Origin of the sequence: Microcoleus sp. Z1_B2, assembly GCF_036700325.1 — a bacterium.
Classification (GTDB): Bacteria; Cyanobacteriota; Cyanobacteriia; order Cyanobacteriales; family Microcoleaceae; genus Microcoleus.
Genome location: NZ_JAUBOQ010000027.1, coordinates 16406 through 34205 on the forward strand (window position 1 = coordinate 16406; position 17800 = coordinate 34205).

Below are 17800 nucleotides of genomic sequence, written 5' to 3' on the forward strand. Positions count from 1 at the left end.
CGAAAATTAGTCGATCGCGCGCGCACTACTTCGACAACAGGCTATATATAGGCTATGGTGCGCGAAGAATTCCCAGCATCATCGAAATCTGGCGGGAGTTTTAATTGGATCGAAAAATGCGATCGACAAATCACCTATTCTGTTTCCTAGAAATATTTGCCAGCGAAGGCGGCATTCAATCCTACGTTAAAGATATTCTCAAAGCTTACCAGTCAATAACCGCAGGGACAAACTCGCCCCCGCAAGCTGAAGTTTTGCTGTTGCGAGATTCCGAAGACTGCAACAATCCTTACAACTCAAAAAATCTGAAATTTTATTATCTCAAAACCGAGAATCTCTGGTTTGGTCGTCTTAATTTTGCTACAGTATTACTAACTCGATTGCTGCAAAAACGACCGCAGCGGGTTTTTTGCGGTCACATCAAACTCGCACCGCTAATTCAAACTTTATGCCCGCCACTGGGAATTCCCTACACAATTTTAACTTATGGCAAGGAAGTTTGGGAACCGCTTCCGCCTAAATATCAAACAGCAATGAGACAAGCTGACAGTATTTGGACTATTAGCAGGTACACGCGCGATTCCCTACGGGATAGCTTCGCCGCGCGTACTTGCGAAATTAACAATTTAAATCACGAAAAATTCCAAATAGTGCCTTGTACGGTAGATGAAAATATATTTACCACTGGGCGGAAGCCACAGGATTTATTAGAGCAGTACAATTTGGTTGGTGCTAAAATATTGATGACTGTAGCCAGATTGCGATCGACGGATATTTACAAAGGCGTCGATGTCACAATTCAAGCTTTGCCACAAATAGCAAAAACGTTTCCCAATGTGAAATACTTAGTTATTGGACGGGGAGACGATCGATCTAGATTAGCCAAACTCGCTGATGATTTGGGAGTTAGCGAAAGAGTAATATTTGCGGGTTTTGTAGCGACAGAAAAATTACCAGCATATTACCAGTTAGCCGATGCTTATGTAATGCCATCCCAGGAAGGGTTCGGTATAGTTTATTTGGAAGCGCTGGCTTGCGGAGTACCCGTGCTGGCGGGAGACGCGGACGGGTCGGCAGATCCGCTGCAAGATGGTAAACTGGGGTGGCGAGTTCCTCACCGAGATTCGGCAGCAGTAGCGGTTGCTTGTGTGGAAATGCTGCGAGGAGAGGATAAAAGGTGCGATCGCCATTGGTTGAGGGAACAAACCCTGGCAAGATTTAGTTTTGAATCCCTTTGTCAATCCTTACTAGGAATTTTTCAACCCTCTGACTCAGATCAGCTTATGCCGTAGAGAGCGGTTTCTGGGTGTACAATGGGAAAATTAACTCGATCGACCGCCTGAATTTCTGAGTAGGATAGAGTTATGCCTACCTGCAAAGACACCCAAGGAGACCACCGTGAACCAAGGCACCCCCAAAATATCTTTCAAGCTACCCCGTATTAGCAATTGGCTGATACTGCTGGGCATCGCGTATTTGTTGGTGTCTATTGGTTTGGGTTGGATAGTTAAATCAGTGTTGATTTTAGTAGCTTTTTTGTTGCTGACGCCTGTGGTTGCATTTTTCGCGCTTCAGTGGTGGCTGAAAAGCAATTTAATTGAGGACAAGTGTCCAGTTTGTCAATACGAATTTACAGCCTTAAATCAAACTCAGCTTCAGTGTGCCAACTGTGGCGAACCTCTGAAAATAGAGGAAGGTCATTTTAGTCGCTTGACACCGCCCGGTACGATCGATGTTACCGCAGTTGAAGTATCATCGGTTCAACAGTTAGAAGAATAGTTAGTTGTTATTGGTTATTGGTTATTTGTTACTTGTTACTTGTCAGTAGTTTTTGGTTGTTAGTTGTTAAGTTCTTAGTTGTTGGCTCTAATAACCAATAACCAATAACCAATAACTAACAACCAATTCCCAAAATTACTTTTCCAAGCGCACTGCATACCACTGCAAAAATTTTCCAGGCCCGACATCTAATTCACAATAAGTATCAATCAAATACTTGGCTTGATCTTCCACGCCAGATATTTTATTCACCTCCTGCGGCAAATCTTCGTGTTTCTCGGTTAAGACGGCTTTCAGCTTTTCTAACAGTTCCGCCGCCGTCAAAAACTGCTCTGGCTGGTTTGTTTCTAACACCACAAAAGTGTCTTCGTCATACAGTGACATAGTTTCAAAGGTTGAGGTTAATTATTTCTAAAGTTTCGTAAACTTAAGCGATCGAAAGTATAAACTCTTAATTACAATTTTTCAGCCCCGGCTCGATCGTGTTACAATTGAACAACATCAGAATTCCTAGCGGATTACCGTTATTAACTTACTTGTTAACTTACTTGTTAACCGAGTTGTCAACAGATCCGACACAGCATTTCTGAGGAGATTTGTCAAGTGCAAATTTGTCAAGTGTCAAATTGTCAAGAAATATTCGATCGGCTGTATCTAATTATAACTGGCACTATACATTCCCATGATCACATCTTCCACTTCAACCCCAGTTGCGCGCAAACCCTCTAAATCAGAAGGTCTGAAAGAACGCAGCAACTATTTACGAGAACCCGTTGCGACTGAACTGTTACAAGAAACTACCCACTTCACCGAAGAGGGGATTCAGATTCTCAAATTTCACGGCTCGTACCAGCAAGACAACCGCGACAATCGAGTTAAAGGACAAGAAAAAGACTATCAGTTCATGCTCCGCACCCGCAATCCCGGCGGGTTCACTCCGCCGCAATTATACCTAGCCCTAGACAAGCTATCTGAAGAATACGGCAACCACACGATCCGCGTTACAACGCGCCAAGGTTTCCAACTGCACGGCGTGTTGAAAAAAAATCTTAAAGTAGTGTTTTCCTCAATTATTAAAAATATGGGGTCAACCTTGGGAGCTTGCGGCGACTTGAACCGCAACGTCATGGCACCGCCAGCACCGTACAAAAATCGCCCAGAATACCAGTATGCGCTGCAATACGCCAACAATGTAGCCGATTTGCTGACACCGCAAACCGGTGCTTATTACGAAATTTGGTTGGACGGCGAAAAAGCTGTTTCAGCCGAGGAAGACCCCGCAGTCAAGGCCGCGAGACAGAAAAACGGCAACGGCACAATCTTTAGCGACGACAAAGAAGAACCGATTTACGGCAGCCATTATATGCCGCGCAAGTTCAAGTGTTCCGTTACCGTGCCGGGAGACAATTCAATTGACTTGTACTCTCAGGATTTGAGCTTGGTGGTAATTACCAATGAAGCTGGCGAGTTGCAAGGTTTTGACGTGTTTGCTGGCGGCGGTTTGGGCCGTACTCACAACAAAGAAGAGACTTTTGCGCGGGTTGCGGATGAGATTTGCTATGTGGCCAAGGACGATGTTTACGATTTGGTCAAGGCAATTGTAGCAACCCAGAGAGATTACGGCGATCGCACAGACAGACGGCACGCGCGGCTGAAATACCTGATTAACGACAAAGGCGTACAGTGGTTCCGCGAAAAAGTAGCCGAATATTTTGGCAAGCCGCTAGAAGCCTTTAAACCGCTGCCAGAGTGGAAGTATTTGGATTTCTTGGGCTGGCACGAACAAGGAGACGGCAAACTGTTTGTCGGCATTTCCGTGGATAATGGCCGGATCAAGGATGAAGGTTCATTTCAGCTAAAAACAGCTTTGCGGGAAATCGTGCAGAAGTACAACTTGCCGATACTGGCGACGCCACACCAAAACGTGCTGATTTACGATGTTTCGCCGGATGTTAAAGAAGAAATTCAGGGAATACTCCATCGATGCGGCATTCAGCGAGAAACTGATCTCGACCCCCTAGTGCGCTATGGGATGGCGTGTCCAGCAATGCCGACTTGCGGGTTAGCGATTACCGAGTCTGAGCGCGTGATTCCCAGCATTTTAGAGCGAATTCGGGCACTTTTGACCAAAGTTGGCTTGGCAGACGAGCATTTTGTGGTGCGGATGACTGGTTGCCCAAATGGATGCGCCCGTCCTTATATGGCAGAATTGGGGTTTGTCGGGAGTTCCCCGGAATCCTACCAGATTTGGCTGGGCGGTTCTCCCGACCAAACGCGGCTGGCAAAACCCATTGAGGAAAAGCTGCACGTCAAGGATTTTGAAGCTTTTCTGGAGCCGATTTTTGTTTATTTCAAGCAAAAACGGCAACTGAGCGAGAGTTTTGGCAATTTTTGCGATCGCGTCGGGTTAGAATCTATCCGTCAATTTGTAACCAACTACCAATCTGCTGACTCGATGACAACTGAGATAAATGAATTAGAAGTTACGTCTAGTAACGGCGATGAAAACGAGACTGCCACTGCTGGCGGCGGCAAAGTCCGCCGTCGAATTAGCGTCCGCGATGAAATCTACAACGAGCTCAAGGAAGAAGCAGCCCGTCAGGGCAAGCCGATCACGCAGCTAGCTACAGAAGCGATTTCCACTTATTTAAAGAAGATTAAGGAGGAAGGATAAGCCGATTTTCGATAGTATTCAATAGACTTCTGGCAAAAGTAATATAAAGGCAGAGCATTTGCAGAAAAAAACTTGAATTTGTAAAATAATTCCGGTTGTAGATGCTTTGCCTTTATAGTTTTTTGAACAATTGAAACCCCCCCTGCCTATCCCCTCTCATTCTCTCTTCCTCTGCGTTCTCTGCGTTCTCTGCGGTTAAATAAAAAAAATCTCTAATAGAAAACGAACAATCCCAATTCAATGCCTCAACTACAAAGATTAGCAGTTACAGCAGCTCAAATTTGCGATCGCCAAATCGACCTAACTAGAGAACAACAGCATTATTTAAATCGAGTGCTACGTTTGCAACCGGGCGATCGATTTATTGCAATGGACGGCCGGGGACACTGGTGGTTAGCAGTCTTAGAAGCCCAGGAAAGCGGGTTATTTGCCTCGATAGCAGAGGAGATTGCGGTGGACAGGGAGCTACCCGTGGCAGTAACTTTGATGGCTGCATTGCCCAAGGGAAACGCCTTTGACGAGGTTGTGAGACAGGGGACGGAGTTGGGTGTGGCAAGTATTGTGCCCGTAACGAGCGATCGAACTTTGCTCAAACCAAGCGATCAAAAAGTCGATCGGTGGAGAAGAATTGCTGCGGAGGCGGCGGAACAGTCGGAACGTCAACTTGTGCCGACTATTTTCGAGCCGATTTCGTTTGATTTTGCTGTGAAAAATTGCGGTCAAAAATATCGATTTATTTGTGTTGCTCGCGGGGAAAATCGGCATTTGTGGGATTGTTTGTTGGGTAATTTAGAACCCCCCCAGCCCCCCTTGGTAAGGGGGGAGCAAGAATTAGAACCCCATTTTGTAGGGGCGGTGTCCCCGTGCCCGCCCCCTGGGGGAGAATTATCGATAGTAATAGCAACGGGCCCGGAGGGTGGATGGACTGAGGGTGAGGTGGAAAGGGCGATCGAATTTGGTTTTGAAGCTGTTTCTTTGGGGAGTAGAATTCTGAGAGCGGTGACAGCTCCGATTGTGGCTTTGTCTTTAGTTGGCGCGGCCTTTGAGAAGTGCTAATATCCACCAAGCCGATCGGAGACTTGATGGGTTTGGCGATCGCAGTTAAAATGTAAATAGATAATTATCAGAGGAGTAATATGTTACAGTCAGTAGAGGGGATATACCGAAATGGCAAAATTGAGTTATTGGAAATGCCTGCCGACATAGAAGAAGCGCAAGTTATTGTTACTTTTATGCCAAAATTAGGGTTAGTAAACTTGCAATCTCGCGGTATCAACCAGGAAGAAGCAGCAGATTTACGGGTTCGGTTGAGTAGATTTGCTCCTGATTGGGAACTACCGGAGATGGATGCTTACGATGCCTTATAGTCGCGGTGATGTGGTTTTGGTTTTGTTTCCCAGCTCGGATTTGCGTACTGCGAAACGCCGTCGAGCTTTGATAGTTCAAGCTAATAATCTGGGGACTGGTTTAGGGCAAACAATTACGGCAATGATTACTAGCAACTTAGCCCGTTCAGGACACCCAAGCCGGGTTTTTGTTTCCCTAGCAACACCGGAAGGGCAGCAAACGGGATTGCTAGCTGACTCGGTAATTATGACAGACAATCTTGTGACTCTTCTAGAAGTTGAAATCGATCGCAAAATTGGTATTTTGTCGGATATGGTGGCAGTGGATGCAGCACTCAAGCACACTTTTGGAATCTGATAAAAAAGGCGTTTTAATTCAGTAAGCTGTTGTGCATTTAAATAGAATGTCAAAAAACAATCTAATTCTTGTGGGGTGGGCCGTCTAGCCGGGTGCATCTCACTTTGGCGAATATGTCGCAAAAGGGTTAAAATGGAAAAGCTAGTAAAATTGCCAAAAAATATGAGGTAAAGAAAATGACACCCTCAGACCAAGAACAGCTAAAAGCCTACTTAAAAGCGGCAGCATCCATTCTTTACAGAAATACAGATCCAACGCCTGTTAGAAAGTTTTGACAGCATAGAAAAATCTCTCCGTCAGAAAATGCTAGAACAAGTGGGACCAGAACTAGGTAGCTTTTTTTTTCAGCAGTATCAGGGATTCAAACAGGAAAATCCAGAAAAAGAAAATCAATAGTCGGTTCGCTCGAAATTACAGACAATCAAGCGAAATATTTTGGATTGAAAGCGTATAGTCAATTCAGTCCAATGATGGAAAAATGCTGTCTTTTAATCAGTGCCAACGAATCTTATCAAATGGCAGAAAAAGATTTAGAAATTTTCACGGGGGTCAAAGTCTCTCATAGTACATTACACAGATTAGTCAAACGACAAGAATTTGAATTACCTACATCTAAACAAGGAGTCCAAGAAATTACATTAGATGGCGGGAAAGTCAGGCTACGCAACGAAACCAAAGGCGAGGGGTGTTATTGGAAAGACTATAAAGCCATTTGTTTAGATAATGTTTATTCGGGAGCATTTTTTCAAAATAATCAAGATTTAATTGATTGGACTAATAGCCAAAAATTACTACATCCTATGTATTGTTTAGGAGATGGTCATGCCGGAATTTGGAACATATTTAAAGAAATAGGAGATACTGAACAAAGACAAGAAATCTTAGATTGGTATCATCTGAAAGAAAATCTTTACAAGGTAGGAGGTTCGCTAAAACGTTTAAAGTTAGCAGAAAATATGTTGTGGCAAGGTAAAATAGATGAAGTTATCAATCTATTTAAAGAGATGACAAAAAAAGGATTTAAAATATTTTGTAACTATTTAGAGACCCATCGCTGCCGAATAGTCAACTACCAATACTATAAAGAGGAGTCCATAAGTTCGATTGGTTCGGGAACAGTTGAATCAATTATTAAACGAATTGGGTTCAGGGTGAAAATATCAGGAGCGCAATGGAAAATTGAGAGCGTTCCCTCTATCCTTTCTCTTCGCTGTGCTTATCTCAACGGTCAACTTTCAATTTGATGTATTTGCCAAAGTGAGATGCACCCGTCTAGCCCGCCCTGAATATGCAATTTAAATGCGTGACAGCTTAAATATAAAAAAATACTTAAATTAATCAAATCCACTCTGTCTCGTGTTAAGAGGAATTATCAGATAAATGGGTTGACGAGTCATGAAAATAGAGTTGAGGAAAGGTCGATCGCGCTTTTGGTCGATTCCCTACGGGATAGCTTCGCTTCACGCGCTTGTAGCAATTTTCAGTACAACATCAGTTTCTGCACAATCTCCGAGCTTTCCCATTGCTCAACAGATTAATTGCGATCGCCCGCAAGGAGATGTGCAAGTCAGAGCTTGTATTCGGTTGAATTACGAAGCCTCGGATAAACGACTGAACGAGATTTACAAACAACTGATTTCCCAATTGAGCGGCGAAGAGCGGGCGCAACTTTCCGAAGCACAATTAGGGTGGATTCAGTTAAGAGATAAAACCTGTGAATTTGAAGTTTATAAAAATCGTGGCGGTACGGGTTATGGAGGTTTCCTCAATGAATGTTTGGATCGCATGACGAAACAGCGCACTGCGGAATTAGAAAAGTATTTAAAACAGAGATAGAATAGGAAGTACAGCGTACAATACCTGACAACAATAAATAGAAACAAGTATTTATGAAAACCCGATCGCCCTTCCCCCTCACCCTCACCCTCATCTCAGCAATTGTCACCACCACCGTCCCAGCAGTTTTCGCCCAGCGACAGCCATCAGCCAACGAAATATACATCGATAAAAATTGCCAGAGCAACCAGCAATTACCGCAACTTGAAAGATTCACTATCTTTAGCAGAAACGAATTTACAACTAACGGTCAAAACTATTGGTTCTACGCCGCCCGCTATCTAGACGGATCCGTGCTTTTCTGTACCTCACAACCCAACTTCAACCAACCTAAACCTCTAACAGCAAAACAAATACAATCCCAATTTATTGACAAAATAGTCCGAGACCCCAACAACAAAACAGCCTTTATCATCGCAGTCAGAAACGGAAATGGCCTCGATGTACCCATGACCAATTACGGCTTAGAATTGAGCAATGTCGATCGACCAAAACTCACATCCCTTTCCCTCCTACAGCAGCGGGGAACCCTCAAAGACGGCGACAAGAGCGAACACACCTTTCAAGGACGCGCAGGTCAATCTATGACGATCGACCTCAAAAGCAGAGCATTCGACCACAACATAACACTGTTCGACACCAGCGGCAAAAATATTGCCCAAAAAACAGGCAACTCCCAGAATCGCCGAGAGTCTCAACTCACCGTAAAATTGCCTAGTAACGGCACTTATAAAATAGTTGTTAAAGGAGGCGATCGCACAAGCAAAGGTACTTACACATTAAGCGTTAATTCCAATCAGCTTTAACTCAATTTAAACCAAGTGCTAAGCAAACTCAAAAACAGGTGTTTTAATCACCCTAATAGGCTTTCTCTCTTCCCAAATCATCTTTTGCAACTGTTCCACAGTTTCAGGTGAAAAAAAGCGATCTCCCGTTTCCACACACACTCTAGCAGGAACATTTTCAATGATAATAAACTTACCATTGACTTCAAGCGTGTAAGTTACTTTTTGTTCCACCATTGTTTCTTTCCGGCATATCATATCTATAAGTTAACACAACAGCAAAATTTTTTAACCAGTGGCGAAACCACCCAAACATCAGCCAAGATAGAAACAACGCCATTCCCCCAATCGCCATGACAGACATCAAAGAAATAGTCGCCGCCCTCGATGGTAAAGAATACAAACAAGCTGCCCAACTCATCAAAAAACTACAAAAAGACTCCCCCGAAAATCCGTGGGTACAATACTATATCGCCCGCTACTACGAACTCACCAACAAGCTCGAAAAAGCCCAAACAACCTACAAACAAATACTCCGCGACATCACCAACCCCAAAATCGTCTCCCAGACCCGCCAAGCTATTCAACGGATTGAAACCGCACAACAAAACCTCCGCCAACAAGCCATAGAAACTGCTAAAAACGACCCCAGCAACCTCGAACCCGGACTCCTCATCCTCGAACCCGTGAGTCCCGAAAACAAAGCCGCAGTCGTACAAAATATCAGCAGAATCTTTAAAATCGACGCCTACACCACCCGGATGCAAATCCAAAGCCGTGGCTGGAGACTCTACAAAACTGGCCCCATCGCCGAACTGCGAATTTACGGTCAAGAACTCCTCAACGCCGGCATTCCCGTATTTTGGGCAACCTTAAGCGATATTCAAAAAATCCAAATCTTCCGAGTGCAACACTTCCAGTCTCTCTCTTCTCCAGCCGTTGTTTGCAAAGATAAACTCTCACGACTCGGTGCGATCGAATTTAGCTGGTCAGAAGTTACCCAAAGAGTAGAAGGCTTGTTGCCGATGTTCATCGAAGTCATGGACTACTCGCCCAACCGAAGAAAGGATCAATTTCGCCACAGAGAAATCCGGCAAGATTACGCTCAAATCTGTGACTTACACATTCCCAGCAGAAACTGCATTCTGCGAATTTGCGACCAAAGTTACGAATTTCAACAAGGAGTTGACTTTACCAAAGTTTCAGCCGAACTTCCCACTTCACCGAACCCGAAAAACAAAACATCGACAGTCAAAAACTCTCAACAAATTCCTCAAAGTACCACCAGAATTAACTGGAATAACTTATTGGAAATATTCGATCGCCAGCTTGACGTTACAGTTTGGTCAGAATTTACGCCCTTTGCCGAGACAGTGCTCGATTACACTAATATGTTGAGCAAGATCGAATCTCATATAGAAGTCGAGCGCAAATCCGAAACTCCTTGGGACTCAGCTTTTCAGCTATACAGCGGATTAGCCTTCCTCAGAAACTCAGAAAATAGGGAATAGAACAAATAGTTAAAATTAAAAATGAGCAATCCCATTTTTAAATTGTTAACGCCAGCATTGGGAATTATCCCATGCCCAATTCCCTATTATCAATTCCCAATTTCCTACTTCGTTTTCACCTGACGAGCCATTTCCCGGAAATTGTTCATGCTGGGGCCAGGGCTCCGACGACTTCCAGTTGGTGTCGGCATTAAATTATTAGGAGCAAAAGTCCGATTCGGTTCAGCTTGACTCGGCACTTTGCCGTTAGTTGCTGCAACCGCAGGTACCTTCGCAGGTTCGGGAGTATTAGCAGGAACGCTAGCGACTGGTTCCTTGTCTTTCTTAGACTTTTTCTCTACCTTAGCCTTCTTAGCAGGTTCAGACTTCTCAGACTTCTCAGACTTAACAGGCTCAACTTTTGCCGGTGCGATCGCAACAGGCTCAGCCTTCGCAGGCGCAACTTTTGCTGGTTCCTTCGTTCCAGATTCGCCCAAATCTAGGAAATATTCAGACTTTTTCAAGCCCAATAGTCTGCCGAAAAAGCCGAAAATACCGCCGAAGAAATTTTTGATAAAACCAAACATTAGACTTACTCCTTTTGTTCTTTTAGAGAAATTTTTACAAGCTTGTCAACAAAATTAGACTACGAGGTAAGGCAACTTTTGTCTACATTTCTTAATCAAAATTTACATTTTGCTGTATCTAAGCTAGCTCATCAAAGCAAATTTTAGGTATAAATACTCGCACTGCTTTGCACTTATTTACAAAGTATCTCAGAATTTGTTAGGGATTCCCACTCATTGTCGATCGTACCTCGATCCGATTCGCTAGCTGTCCTAGTACGGGTAAAACTCCCTAGGGGAGTGATTTATGCTGTAATTAGCAAGCAATTTTCTTTTCAAATGAACAGTTCGCTCGATCGCAATCCCGTCATCCTGATACACGGCATCTGGGACACAAAGATGATTTTCAGCAAAATGTCCGCCCGCCTCACCGAACTTGGATGGTCAGTCCACAGCCTCAACCTCACCCCCAACGACGGTAGCCTCGGCCTCGACTTACTCGCCAAGCAACTCGCAGACTACATCTCTGAAACCTTCGACCCAGAACAATCTTTAGACATAGTAGGCTACAGCATGGGCGGCATCGTCAGCCGCTACTACGTCCAGCGACTCGGAGGAATCAACCGCGTACAGCGTTTCATCACCCTCTCTTCCCCCCACCACGGCACCCTCACCGCCTATTCCCTACGCCTACCAGGATACCTGGATATGCGCCCCGATAGTGGCTTGCTGCGCGATTTAAATCAAGATGTGACAATGCTCAAACGCATAAACTTTACATCAATGTGGACGCCATTTGACATAATGATTGTACCGGCGAACAGCTCCCAAATGCCAGTAGGTAAAGAAGTTAAAGTCAACGTTTTGCTGCACCGCCAAATGGTGACAGAACCCCTAAGTATTAACGCAATAGTTGAAGAACTCAAAGCACCTATAGAAAATAAAATTCCCACTTAAAAATGAATAGCAATTTCAGCCGCAACCCAGTCTTGCTAATTCACGGAATCTTCAGAAAATCGGGAATTTTTCACAAAATGTCTGCCTACCTGACCCAACTGGGATGGTCAGTCTACACCCTCAATCTCTCGCCCCATTGGGGCAACGCCAGCATAGACGAATTAGCCCAACAAATAGCAGATTATATAGACAAAACCTTTGCGCCCGAACAGCATCTAGATATAGTAGGATTGAGCATGGGCGGTTTAGTAACTCGCTACTACCTGCAAAGGTTAGGCGGCATTAACAGAGTGCAGCGCTTTATTGCCATATCTTCTCCTCACAGCGGTACTTGGATGGCTTACACTCTCTGGGGAAAAGGCTGTATCCAAATGCGTCCCGGCAGTGCTTTTCTGGAAGATTTAAATCGAGATTCTGCCTTGTTGGAAAAGCTCAATTTTACTTCGATTTGGACAGATTGGGATTTCATCATCGTACCGGCTTCTAGTTCCCAAATATCTGTTGCCAAAGAAGTAAAATTGTCGGTTTTTGCCCATGCCATGATGGCGAGGCATTCCAGCAGTTTAAAAGCGGTCGCTGAAGCACTGTCAGAACCATTAAAGATTGATAAATAGCTGGCTGTAAAGTAAAACGCTCTGCTTTGAAAACCTCGATTTTTTTTTAAAAGTAGGGGTTCGGTCTTCGGTATTTTCGAGTCTAGCTAGACGGATTTAAAATTTATTGATATAATCTTAATTGACACCCATAAAATCAACAATTATGATCGTCCTGCCAAAACTGGAAAAGCTGCGAGACACTCTGCCTATAGAAGGAGCCGTTCGCATTGAATTAGTGGAAGGAATACCGATTTTTCGAGCCTCTACAACAGTCAAAAATCGCATAGAAGAACTGTTGGAAAAACAACAAAATTTGCAACTCAATCCCGAAGAAGACCAAGAACTGAATCTTTACGAAGAAATCGACGATTACCTCAGTTTTGTCAATCGAACTGTCCGCAATCTTTTCTTGGGCCAGATTCAGCCTACAGTATAGAAATGTCAGCTCGCCGTCAAATTCCTGAGAATATCCAAAATCAAGTTCGTCAGAGAGCAAACTGTCTGTGTGAATATTGCCATGCTTCCGAACAATGGCAGTATGTAGAGTTTACGATCGAGCACATCATTCCTCTCACTAAAAAAGGGAGTAACAATATTGACAATTTGGCACTAGCTTGCTTTCATTGCAACCGTCAAAAATCCGATAAAACTACAGCCATAGATACCCAGTCGAGTGTAGAAGTACCATTGTTTAATCCCAGACTAGATACCTGGAACGAACATTTTATTTGGTCGGCGGATGGATTATCAATAGTTGGTTTAACTACAATTGGACGAGCTACAGTTACAGCATTAGTCTTAAATCGAGAAAGAGTTATTAATATTCGTACTGCTGACAAAGCTATAGGGCGACATCCACCAGCAGGTGATTTGATTCAATCCGAAAGTTGATATGCTGCAACTGGTTGTTATTTCGCGCAGCAATCAAACAGCATCGCCAACTTCAGCGTATTCGCTGCGACCAAAAATTGCTTCAGCTTCACAATAATACTTGAACTCAAGTATATTGTGGAAAGGATCTTCTAAGAAGAAAGTACGGTGTTCTGTAGGCAAACCGACAAATCGCCGTCTCGGTTCTTGATAGAAATTTAACTTGTTTTGCTGGGCTTTTTCTAGCAACGCTTCCCAGTCAGCTTCGGAAGTAAAAATTAACCCAAAATGCCGGGGGTAGATGCCTCGCTGAGGCGTCAAAGGTTCGTGGCTGACGTGGGCGACAATTTGATGGCCGCACAAGCCCATAATCGCAGAATTTGGCGATTCGCGACCTAGGTCGCAGCCGAGCCCGTCTACGTAGAACGCTTTGGTTTGGGCAATATCGGTCACGGGAAAGGCAAGATGAAATAAGACTTGGTTCATGGAGGTACTAAATGCCGAATTCAGAATTGTTCTTTAATTATTTATCTTGGTCTAATCCTTGGTTGGTGGCGATCGCCCTAAATACATTTTTACTCACGATCGCCACCATTGCTCCTAAAAAATTGCTCACTCCTGCTGGGCAATTTCACGGCTGGGTATTGGGCGTCCTCATCTGGGGCTGTTTGGGATGGCAAGGCTATGCTGTCGTGATGTTTTACTTTCTTGTCGGATCGGGAGTTACGCGCATCGGCAAAGCCCAAAAAGAAGCAGAAGGCATAGCCGAAAAGCGTTCAGGCGCCAGAGGCCCAGAAAATGTCTGGGGTTCGGCTTTAACCGCTACTTTTTGCGCTTTGGGAGTTTTGGCATTATCTATTTTAGGAGATACAGGCGAGATGTCTGTTTTAGGAGAGACAGGCAAGATGTCTGTTTTAGCAGAGACAGGCAAGATGCCTGTGCCACAAGATGCTATTTCCCTGTTATTGCTGGGTTACGCGGCGAGTTTTTGCACCAAACTTTCCGATACCTGCGCCAGCGAAATCGGCAAAGCTTACGGTTCGCGGACTTTTTTGATTACCAGCTTGCAGCCTGTACCTAGGGGTACGGAAGGGGCCGTAAGTTTGGAAGGAACGATCGCAGGTATTGTCGGCTCAATTTTGATTGCGCTTTTGAGTTGGGCCGTCGGTTTAATTGACTTGACAGGAATTGTTTTTTGTGTTATTGCGGCTTTTATTGCCACGAACATCGAGAGCGTGATTGGGGCGACGGTGCAATCAAAGTTTGAGTGGCTGACCAACGAGGTGGTAAATTTTTTTAATACACTCATAGGAGCGATCGCAGCGATTATTTTAGCTGCGACCTGGAGAGCTTTTTTAACTTAGTTAATCCTGGACGCATTCGCGCCCCAAGAAACCTAGTTTTTTACGAGAATTCAAACGATTAATATTACGTCCGGTCGATTACCCCTAATACGGTAGGGGCTCCCCTCACGAAAAATATCTGTCAATAATTGACAATCTCAAAAACCCGCCCTTTTAATCGCGGTCACTCGATCGGACATGATATAACAAAGTATTTTTGGAAAAAAAGCCGGTGGCCCCGTCCAGGGCTATTAGCTATTAATCATTAGTCATTAGTCTCAAGCAATCAACTCATGACTAATGATTAATAGTTAATCAAACTAAGCGTCGTCTTGCGGCCCAAAAACCATTTGTAAAATCATCGTCGGTTCTCCCCGCTTGTGATAGCGATCGGCCCAATTGCGAATAATTTCATCTAATTCCTCAAGAGCTTGGTCGAGCCGTTCCGGCGGAATATCCAAAGTCTCCATAATTCGCATCACATTCGGTTGTTTTTCCGCCCAATCCTTCATCAGCCGGAAATATCTAGCCGTATCCTCAACCATAGTAAATGTCCGCTCTTCCTGCTCTGCCGGAGAGTAAGTAGCGCGAGTGAGGGCATAAAACGGCATTCCCCAAGGAGAATCAATGCGAGTTACTGTCCCAGAATAGATCAAGCGCCGCTTAATGTGTTCTGCTAGAGCTTCGCTCAAAGGCATTCGCCTTTCTGGAGACATATCTTCTTGCGATCGCCTGTGCAGAAACTCAATCAACTCCATAAACTGAAAAGAATTGATCAGTTGAGCATCCGGCGGATTCGGAGGAATCTTGCCTTCGAGATATTTTTTTTCATCTACAGTCAAATTGTTTCCCGGAATGCGAGGGCGTCCCGGCATCCAACCATACTGTTCCAGCCAGACATAAGGAAACTGAATCAAATATCTAGGTTCTTGCGAACCCAACATTTTCAGCAATTTTCCCTGAGTCAGAGCTTCCTGGACTTCTTCAACAATCACCTTCACCCGTTTAGGCTCAATGTGATGCAAGTGTCCGGTCATCCGCAGGTTGTTTTTTTCCTCAATATAAGTCATATAAATGGCACACTTAGCCGCCGTTGCGGCCGCGTCTAGAAACGCCCCGTGCCTGTGCCCACTGGTTCTCATGGCGCTAAACGCCAGATATAGCATGATCTGATCCATTGCACTAGGGCTGAGGCTTTTGACCAGATCTAAAGAGTCATTTTTCATCACTATCCCCGAAATAGCCAAATTAGGAGGCATTTTGTCATCCTCCATTAAATTATTGCGAGAGCGCCGAATCAAGCATAGCCGACTGTTGCCGGAAAGCTTGCCAGCTACCCTAATATTCAGGTTAGTTAATTTCCCTGAGGTAACAGGGGCATGGGCTTAAAGGCTATCAACACCGCATAAGTGGTTCTTATTGGTGGCCAATTTAAGTAGATTGCTGCACCCTCTGCGCTGACAGTTTACCTATATATAAGTTAGTTATCGCACGTTTATTATAGTGCAGCGGTTGAAAATTAAACCCTACCTGTGGGGGGGAGAAGGTAAATAACTGTTGCGATGCCAGGAATTTGAGGCGACTCCGAGCCCCTAATTCTTGAATAGTCATGGATGCCCAAACCCGGTTTTATCAACTAAAATAAGGCTGTTGCATAATTGCGGGAAGATTTTGATAGTTTGGTGGGATGGGATATCGTAGCCAGTCCGCTGTATTTTCACAGCAGGCGGGACAGCCCACAAAAATCCGCCTCAAATTGTGCAACGCCAAAATAAGGCGTGGGGGGCGAGGGATATCGGTTGAAAAACCCAGATGATCCGAGGCCTGTGGTTAGTGCTTGTTTAATTGAAGCGTTTTCAATACAAAACCGCCACATACTAGAATCTATCTCTAGGTAGATGGCGGTTCCGCGTTTATATGCTAACATTTTTTACACTAAAAAAAATCTCCTAATAACTGTCCACAAAAAGTGCAGTTGTCGCTTAACCTGAAAAACTAGAATCCCAGAAAATCCGATCGAGCGATCGAATGAACGACCCAAAGCAACTCACTTGTGGTAATCACTTGCCTCCAGTGCGATTAGAAATCTTGTAGCGGATGAGTGTAAACATTAGACTCGGTAAAATCCCTGCGGTTGCCTCGCCTCTTAATAGGACGCTCGGGCTTTTGTTGAGTTTGGGCTGACAACATATATTGGGCGGTGGCAGTTTCGAGCATGGGGAGTGGAGATTCAAAAGCTTGAGCGGCGCTGGCACTCAAGGTAATGCCCAACAGGCTCAGTAAAGCAATTGCAGTGTAGGTTTTCATGGGTAGTATTCGTCTCAGTATCTATTTAGAGATACGACATTTACCCTGGCCTATCAGGATGAATTTCCCTGAAATTATCAAACTAGAGAATTAGGAATCAGGAATCAGGAATCAGGAATCATAAGGAAGAAGGAAAAAGAAAGAAGGAAAAAGGCTTTAGTTAAGCTATCGCGCCTTTAAATTGTCTCCTAAAATCATTGTATAAAAAGCGGAAAATTATCTTTCCCTCTCCCTTTCTCACCCTCTCCCCCTTCCGAAGCAACAGACACTTTAGATGCGTAGCATCTGATCTATGAGAGCAGCCAGAAGTCGATGTAAAATGAAATAAAATTTCTTGCTTCAGTAAAAAAAAATCCTAATTGCACTACCCAGAAGGTTGCAATAATATACAAAACCGCCAAATACGAGCTTCAATGTCTCGATAGATGGCGGTTTAAGGTTTATATGCTATCATCACATAAAAGAATATCCTAATGACTGTAAACAAGAAATGCAGTTGCCTTGGAAACCAGAAAAACTATCATCCCAGGAAATCAGATTCAGCGCTCGACACGGGCGGCAGAAACTAACTCAATAACGGAAATCGCTTTCGTCCAATGTCATTAAAATGCTTGTAGTTGATGAGTGTAAAGATTAGGTTCACTGAACTCTCGGCGTCCGCTGCCTCTTTCAGGAGAACGATCGCCCCTTTGTTCGGTTTGGGCGGATAAAATGTATGAAGCGGTGGCAACTTCCAGCAGTCCGACGAGGGATTCAAAGGCTCGAACGACAGTGGCGCTCAAAGTAACGTCCAAAAGACTCAGTAAAGCAACTGGTGTGTAAGTTTGCATGGGTAGTATCCGTGTCAGTGTCTATTAACTGATACGGACTCTCCCCGATCTATCAGGATAAAT

Annotated in this window: 21 protein-coding genes and 1 pseudogene; 15 read left to right on the forward strand and 7 right to left on the reverse strand. The window is 44.3% G+C overall.

Features of this window, described 5'->3' with window-relative positions; genetic code table 11:
* Positions 1–116 precede the first annotated feature (116 nt).
* Both QT984_RS17065 and QT984_RS17070 read left to right on the forward strand, forming a co-directional pair.
* Positions 117–1292, forward strand: coding sequence for a glycosyltransferase family 4 protein (locus QT984_RS17065; protein WP_333053406.1), 1176 nt, complete (start codon positions 117–119; stop codon positions 1290–1292).
* Positions 1293–1398: 106 nt separating this feature from the next.
* Positions 1399–1779, forward strand: coding sequence for a hypothetical protein (locus tag QT984_RS17070; protein WP_333053405.1), 381 nt, complete (start codon positions 1399–1401; stop codon positions 1777–1779).
* Positions 1780–1914: 135 nt separating this feature from the next.
* Here QT984_RS17070 and QT984_RS17075 read toward each other — a convergent pair whose 3' ends face one another.
* The gene (locus tag QT984_RS17075) at positions 1915–2163 is read right to left on the reverse strand and encodes a chlororespiratory reduction protein 7 (RefSeq protein ID WP_333211696.1); all 249 of its coding nucleotides are present in this window, start codon (positions 2161–2163) and stop codon (positions 1915–1917) included.
* Positions 2164–2461: 298 nt separating this feature from the next.
* On the opposite strand from QT984_RS17075, the gene sir reads away from it, so the two are divergent.
* The 7 genes and pseudogenes from sir (at position 2462) to QT984_RS17110 (ending at position 8799) form a co-directional block, all read left to right on the forward strand.
* Positions 2462–4453, forward strand: coding sequence for a sulfite reductase, ferredoxin dependent (gene sir / locus QT984_RS17080; RefSeq protein WP_333053403.1), 1992 nt, complete (start codon positions 2462–2464; stop codon positions 4451–4453).
* Between the two features lie 240 nt (positions 4454–4693).
* On the forward strand, positions 4694–5509 hold the full coding sequence (locus QT984_RS17085; protein WP_333053402.1) for an RsmE family RNA methyltransferase: 816 nt from the start codon (positions 4694–4696) through the stop codon (positions 5507–5509).
* Positions 5510–5589: 80 nt separating this feature from the next.
* Positions 5590–5820: a hypothetical protein gene (locus QT984_RS17090; RefSeq protein ID WP_333053401.1), complete on the forward strand. Its 231-nt coding sequence runs from the start codon at positions 5590–5592 to the stop codon at positions 5818–5820.
* Positions 5810–6157: a type II toxin-antitoxin system PemK/MazF family toxin gene (locus tag QT984_RS17095; protein WP_333053400.1), complete on the forward strand. Its 348-nt coding sequence runs from the start codon at positions 5810–5812 to the stop codon at positions 6155–6157. The genes QT984_RS17090 and QT984_RS17095 overlap by 11 nt, the downstream gene beginning before the upstream one ends.
* A 176-nt stretch (positions 6158–6333) precedes the next feature.
* A pseudogene (locus QT984_RS17100) lies at positions 6334–7401 on the forward strand (ISKra4 family transposase).
* 151 nt (positions 7402–7552) lie between these two features.
* Positions 7553–7993 (forward strand): lysozyme inhibitor LprI family protein, encoded by a 441-nt coding sequence (locus tag QT984_RS17105; protein WP_333210353.1) that lies wholly within the window; start codon positions 7553–7555, stop codon positions 7991–7993.
* Between the two features lie 53 nt (positions 7994–8046).
* On the forward strand, positions 8047–8799 hold the full coding sequence (locus QT984_RS17110) for a hypothetical protein (protein ID WP_333053398.1): 753 nt from the start codon (positions 8047–8049) through the stop codon (positions 8797–8799).
* Positions 8800–8817: 18 nt separating this feature from the next.
* Here the strand turns inward: QT984_RS17110 and QT984_RS17115 are convergent, their stop codons facing one another.
* Entirely contained in the window at positions 8818–9036 is a 219-nt protein-coding gene (locus QT984_RS17115; protein WP_333053397.1) for a YgiT-type zinc finger protein, read from the reverse strand.
* A gap of 95 nt (positions 9037–9131) precedes the next feature.
* Between QT984_RS17115 and QT984_RS17120 the strand changes: the two genes are divergently transcribed.
* Positions 9132–10289, forward strand: coding sequence for a tetratricopeptide repeat protein (locus QT984_RS17120; RefSeq protein ID WP_333053395.1), 1158 nt, complete (start codon positions 9132–9134; stop codon positions 10287–10289).
* Positions 10290–10393: 104 nt separating this feature from the next.
* Here the strand turns inward: QT984_RS17120 and QT984_RS17125 are convergent, their stop codons facing one another.
* The gene (locus tag QT984_RS17125; protein WP_333053394.1) at positions 10394–10855 is read right to left on the reverse strand and encodes a hypothetical protein; all 462 of its coding nucleotides are present in this window, start codon (positions 10853–10855) and stop codon (positions 10394–10396) included.
* Between the two features lie 318 nt (positions 10856–11173).
* On the opposite strand from QT984_RS17125, the gene QT984_RS17130 reads away from it, so the two are divergent.
* The 4 genes from QT984_RS17130 to QT984_RS17145 all read left to right on the forward strand — a co-directional run bounded on the left by QT984_RS17130 (position 11174) and on the right by QT984_RS17145 (position 13278).
* Complete coding sequence (locus QT984_RS17130; protein ID WP_333053393.1) at positions 11174–11791, forward strand: alpha/beta fold hydrolase; 618 nt, start codon at positions 11174–11176, stop codon at positions 11789–11791.
* Between the two features lie 2 nt (positions 11792–11793).
* Entirely contained in the window at positions 11794–12405 is a 612-nt protein-coding gene (locus QT984_RS17135; protein ID WP_333053392.1) for an alpha/beta fold hydrolase, read from the forward strand.
* Between the two features lie 145 nt (positions 12406–12550).
* Positions 12551–12823 carry a hypothetical protein gene (locus QT984_RS17140; protein WP_333044472.1) on the forward strand — a complete coding sequence of 91 codons (273 nt, stop codon included), beginning with the start codon at positions 12551–12553 and terminating at the stop codon, positions 12821–12823.
* Positions 12824–12825: 2 nt separating this feature from the next.
* Positions 12826–13278 (forward strand): HNH endonuclease, encoded by a 453-nt coding sequence (locus tag QT984_RS17145; RefSeq protein ID WP_333053390.1) that lies wholly within the window; start codon positions 12826–12828, stop codon positions 13276–13278.
* Between the two features lie 33 nt (positions 13279–13311).
* Here the strand turns inward: QT984_RS17145 and QT984_RS17150 are convergent, their stop codons facing one another.
* Positions 13312–13743 carry a VOC family protein gene (locus QT984_RS17150; RefSeq protein WP_333053389.1) on the reverse strand — a complete coding sequence of 144 codons (432 nt, stop codon included), beginning with the start codon at positions 13741–13743 and terminating at the stop codon, positions 13312–13314.
* Between the two features lie 11 nt (positions 13744–13754).
* Between QT984_RS17150 and QT984_RS17155 the strand changes: the two genes are divergently transcribed.
* Positions 13755–14621: a TIGR00297 family protein gene (locus tag QT984_RS17155; RefSeq protein ID WP_333053388.1), complete on the forward strand. Its 867-nt coding sequence runs from the start codon at positions 13755–13757 to the stop codon at positions 14619–14621.
* A gap of 299 nt (positions 14622–14920) precedes the next feature.
* Here QT984_RS17155 and hetR read toward each other — a convergent pair whose 3' ends face one another.
* The 3 genes from hetR to patX all read right to left on the reverse strand — a co-directional run bounded on the left by hetR (position 14921) and on the right by patX (position 17737).
* On the reverse strand, positions 14921–15826 hold the full coding sequence (hetR, locus tag QT984_RS17160; RefSeq protein ID WP_333053482.1) for a heterocyst differentiation master regulator HetR: 906 nt from the start codon (positions 15824–15826) through the stop codon (positions 14921–14923).
* 853 nt (positions 15827–16679) lie between these two features.
* The gene (locus QT984_RS17165; RefSeq protein ID WP_333053386.1) at positions 16680–16907 is read right to left on the reverse strand and encodes a hypothetical protein; all 228 of its coding nucleotides are present in this window, start codon (positions 16905–16907) and stop codon (positions 16680–16682) included.
* Between the two features lie 602 nt (positions 16908–17509).
* Positions 17510–17737 (reverse strand): heterocyst-inhibiting protein PatX, encoded by a 228-nt coding sequence (gene patX / locus QT984_RS17170; RefSeq protein WP_333053385.1) that lies wholly within the window; start codon positions 17735–17737, stop codon positions 17510–17512.
* Positions 17738–17800 lie beyond the last annotated feature (63 nt).

Excerpts from the sequence above, each read along its gene's own strand:
- QT984_RS17130 (WP_333053393.1), top strand. The coding sequence starts at position 11,174 with ATGAACAGTTCGCTCGATCGCAATCCCGTCATCCTGATACACGGCATC.
- QT984_RS17065 (WP_333053406.1), top strand. The coding sequence starts at position 117 with ATGCGATCGACAAATCACCTATTCTGTTTCCTAGAAATATTTGCCAGC.
- QT984_RS17085 (WP_333053402.1), top strand. The coding sequence starts at position 4,694 with ATGCCTCAACTACAAAGATTAGCAGTTACAGCAGCTCAAATTTGCGAT.
- QT984_RS17135 (WP_333053392.1), top strand. The coding sequence starts at position 11,794 with ATGAATAGCAATTTCAGCCGCAACCCAGTCTTGCTAATTCACGGAATC.
- QT984_RS17155 (WP_333053388.1), top strand. The coding sequence starts at position 13,755 with ATGCCGAATTCAGAATTGTTCTTTAATTATTTATCTTGGTCTAATCCT.
- QT984_RS17110 (WP_333053398.1), top strand. The coding sequence starts at position 8,047 with ATGAAAACCCGATCGCCCTTCCCCCTCACCCTCACCCTCATCTCAGCA.
- QT984_RS17165 (WP_333053386.1), bottom strand. The coding sequence starts at position 16,907 with ATGAAAACCTACACTGCAATTGCTTTACTGAGCCTGTTGGGCATTACC.
- QT984_RS17090 (WP_333053401.1), top strand. The coding sequence starts at position 5,590 with ATGTTACAGTCAGTAGAGGGGATATACCGAAATGGCAAAATTGAGTTA.
- QT984_RS17150 (WP_333053389.1), bottom strand. The coding sequence starts at position 13,743 with ATGAACCAAGTCTTATTTCATCTTGCCTTTCCCGTGACCGATATTGCC.
- QT984_RS17115 (WP_333053397.1), bottom strand. The coding sequence starts at position 9,036 with ATGATATGCCGGAAAGAAACAATGGTGGAACAAAAAGTAACTTACACG.
- QT984_RS17095 (WP_333053400.1), top strand. The coding sequence starts at position 5,810 with ATGCCTTATAGTCGCGGTGATGTGGTTTTGGTTTTGTTTCCCAGCTCG.
- QT984_RS17140 (WP_333044472.1), top strand. The coding sequence starts at position 12,551 with ATGATCGTCCTGCCAAAACTGGAAAAGCTGCGAGACACTCTGCCTATA.
- patX (WP_333053385.1), bottom strand. The coding sequence starts at position 17,737 with ATGCAAACTTACACACCAGTTGCTTTACTGAGTCTTTTGGACGTTACT.
- QT984_RS17145 (WP_333053390.1), top strand. The coding sequence starts at position 12,826 with ATGTCAGCTCGCCGTCAAATTCCTGAGAATATCCAAAATCAAGTTCGT.
- hetR (WP_333053482.1), bottom strand. The coding sequence starts at position 15,826 with ATGAAAAATGACTCTTTAGATCTGGTCAAAAGCCTCAGCCCTAGTGCA.
- QT984_RS17075 (WP_333211696.1), bottom strand. The coding sequence starts at position 2,163 with ATGTCACTGTATGACGAAGACACTTTTGTGGTGTTAGAAACAAACCAG.
- sir (WP_333053403.1), top strand. The coding sequence starts at position 2,462 with ATGATCACATCTTCCACTTCAACCCCAGTTGCGCGCAAACCCTCTAAA.
- QT984_RS17120 (WP_333053395.1), top strand. The coding sequence starts at position 9,132 with ATGACAGACATCAAAGAAATAGTCGCCGCCCTCGATGGTAAAGAATAC.
- QT984_RS17125 (WP_333053394.1), bottom strand. The coding sequence starts at position 10,855 with ATGTTTGGTTTTATCAAAAATTTCTTCGGCGGTATTTTCGGCTTTTTC.
- QT984_RS17105 (WP_333210353.1), top strand. The coding sequence starts at position 7,553 with ATGAAAATAGAGTTGAGGAAAGGTCGATCGCGCTTTTGGTCGATTCCC.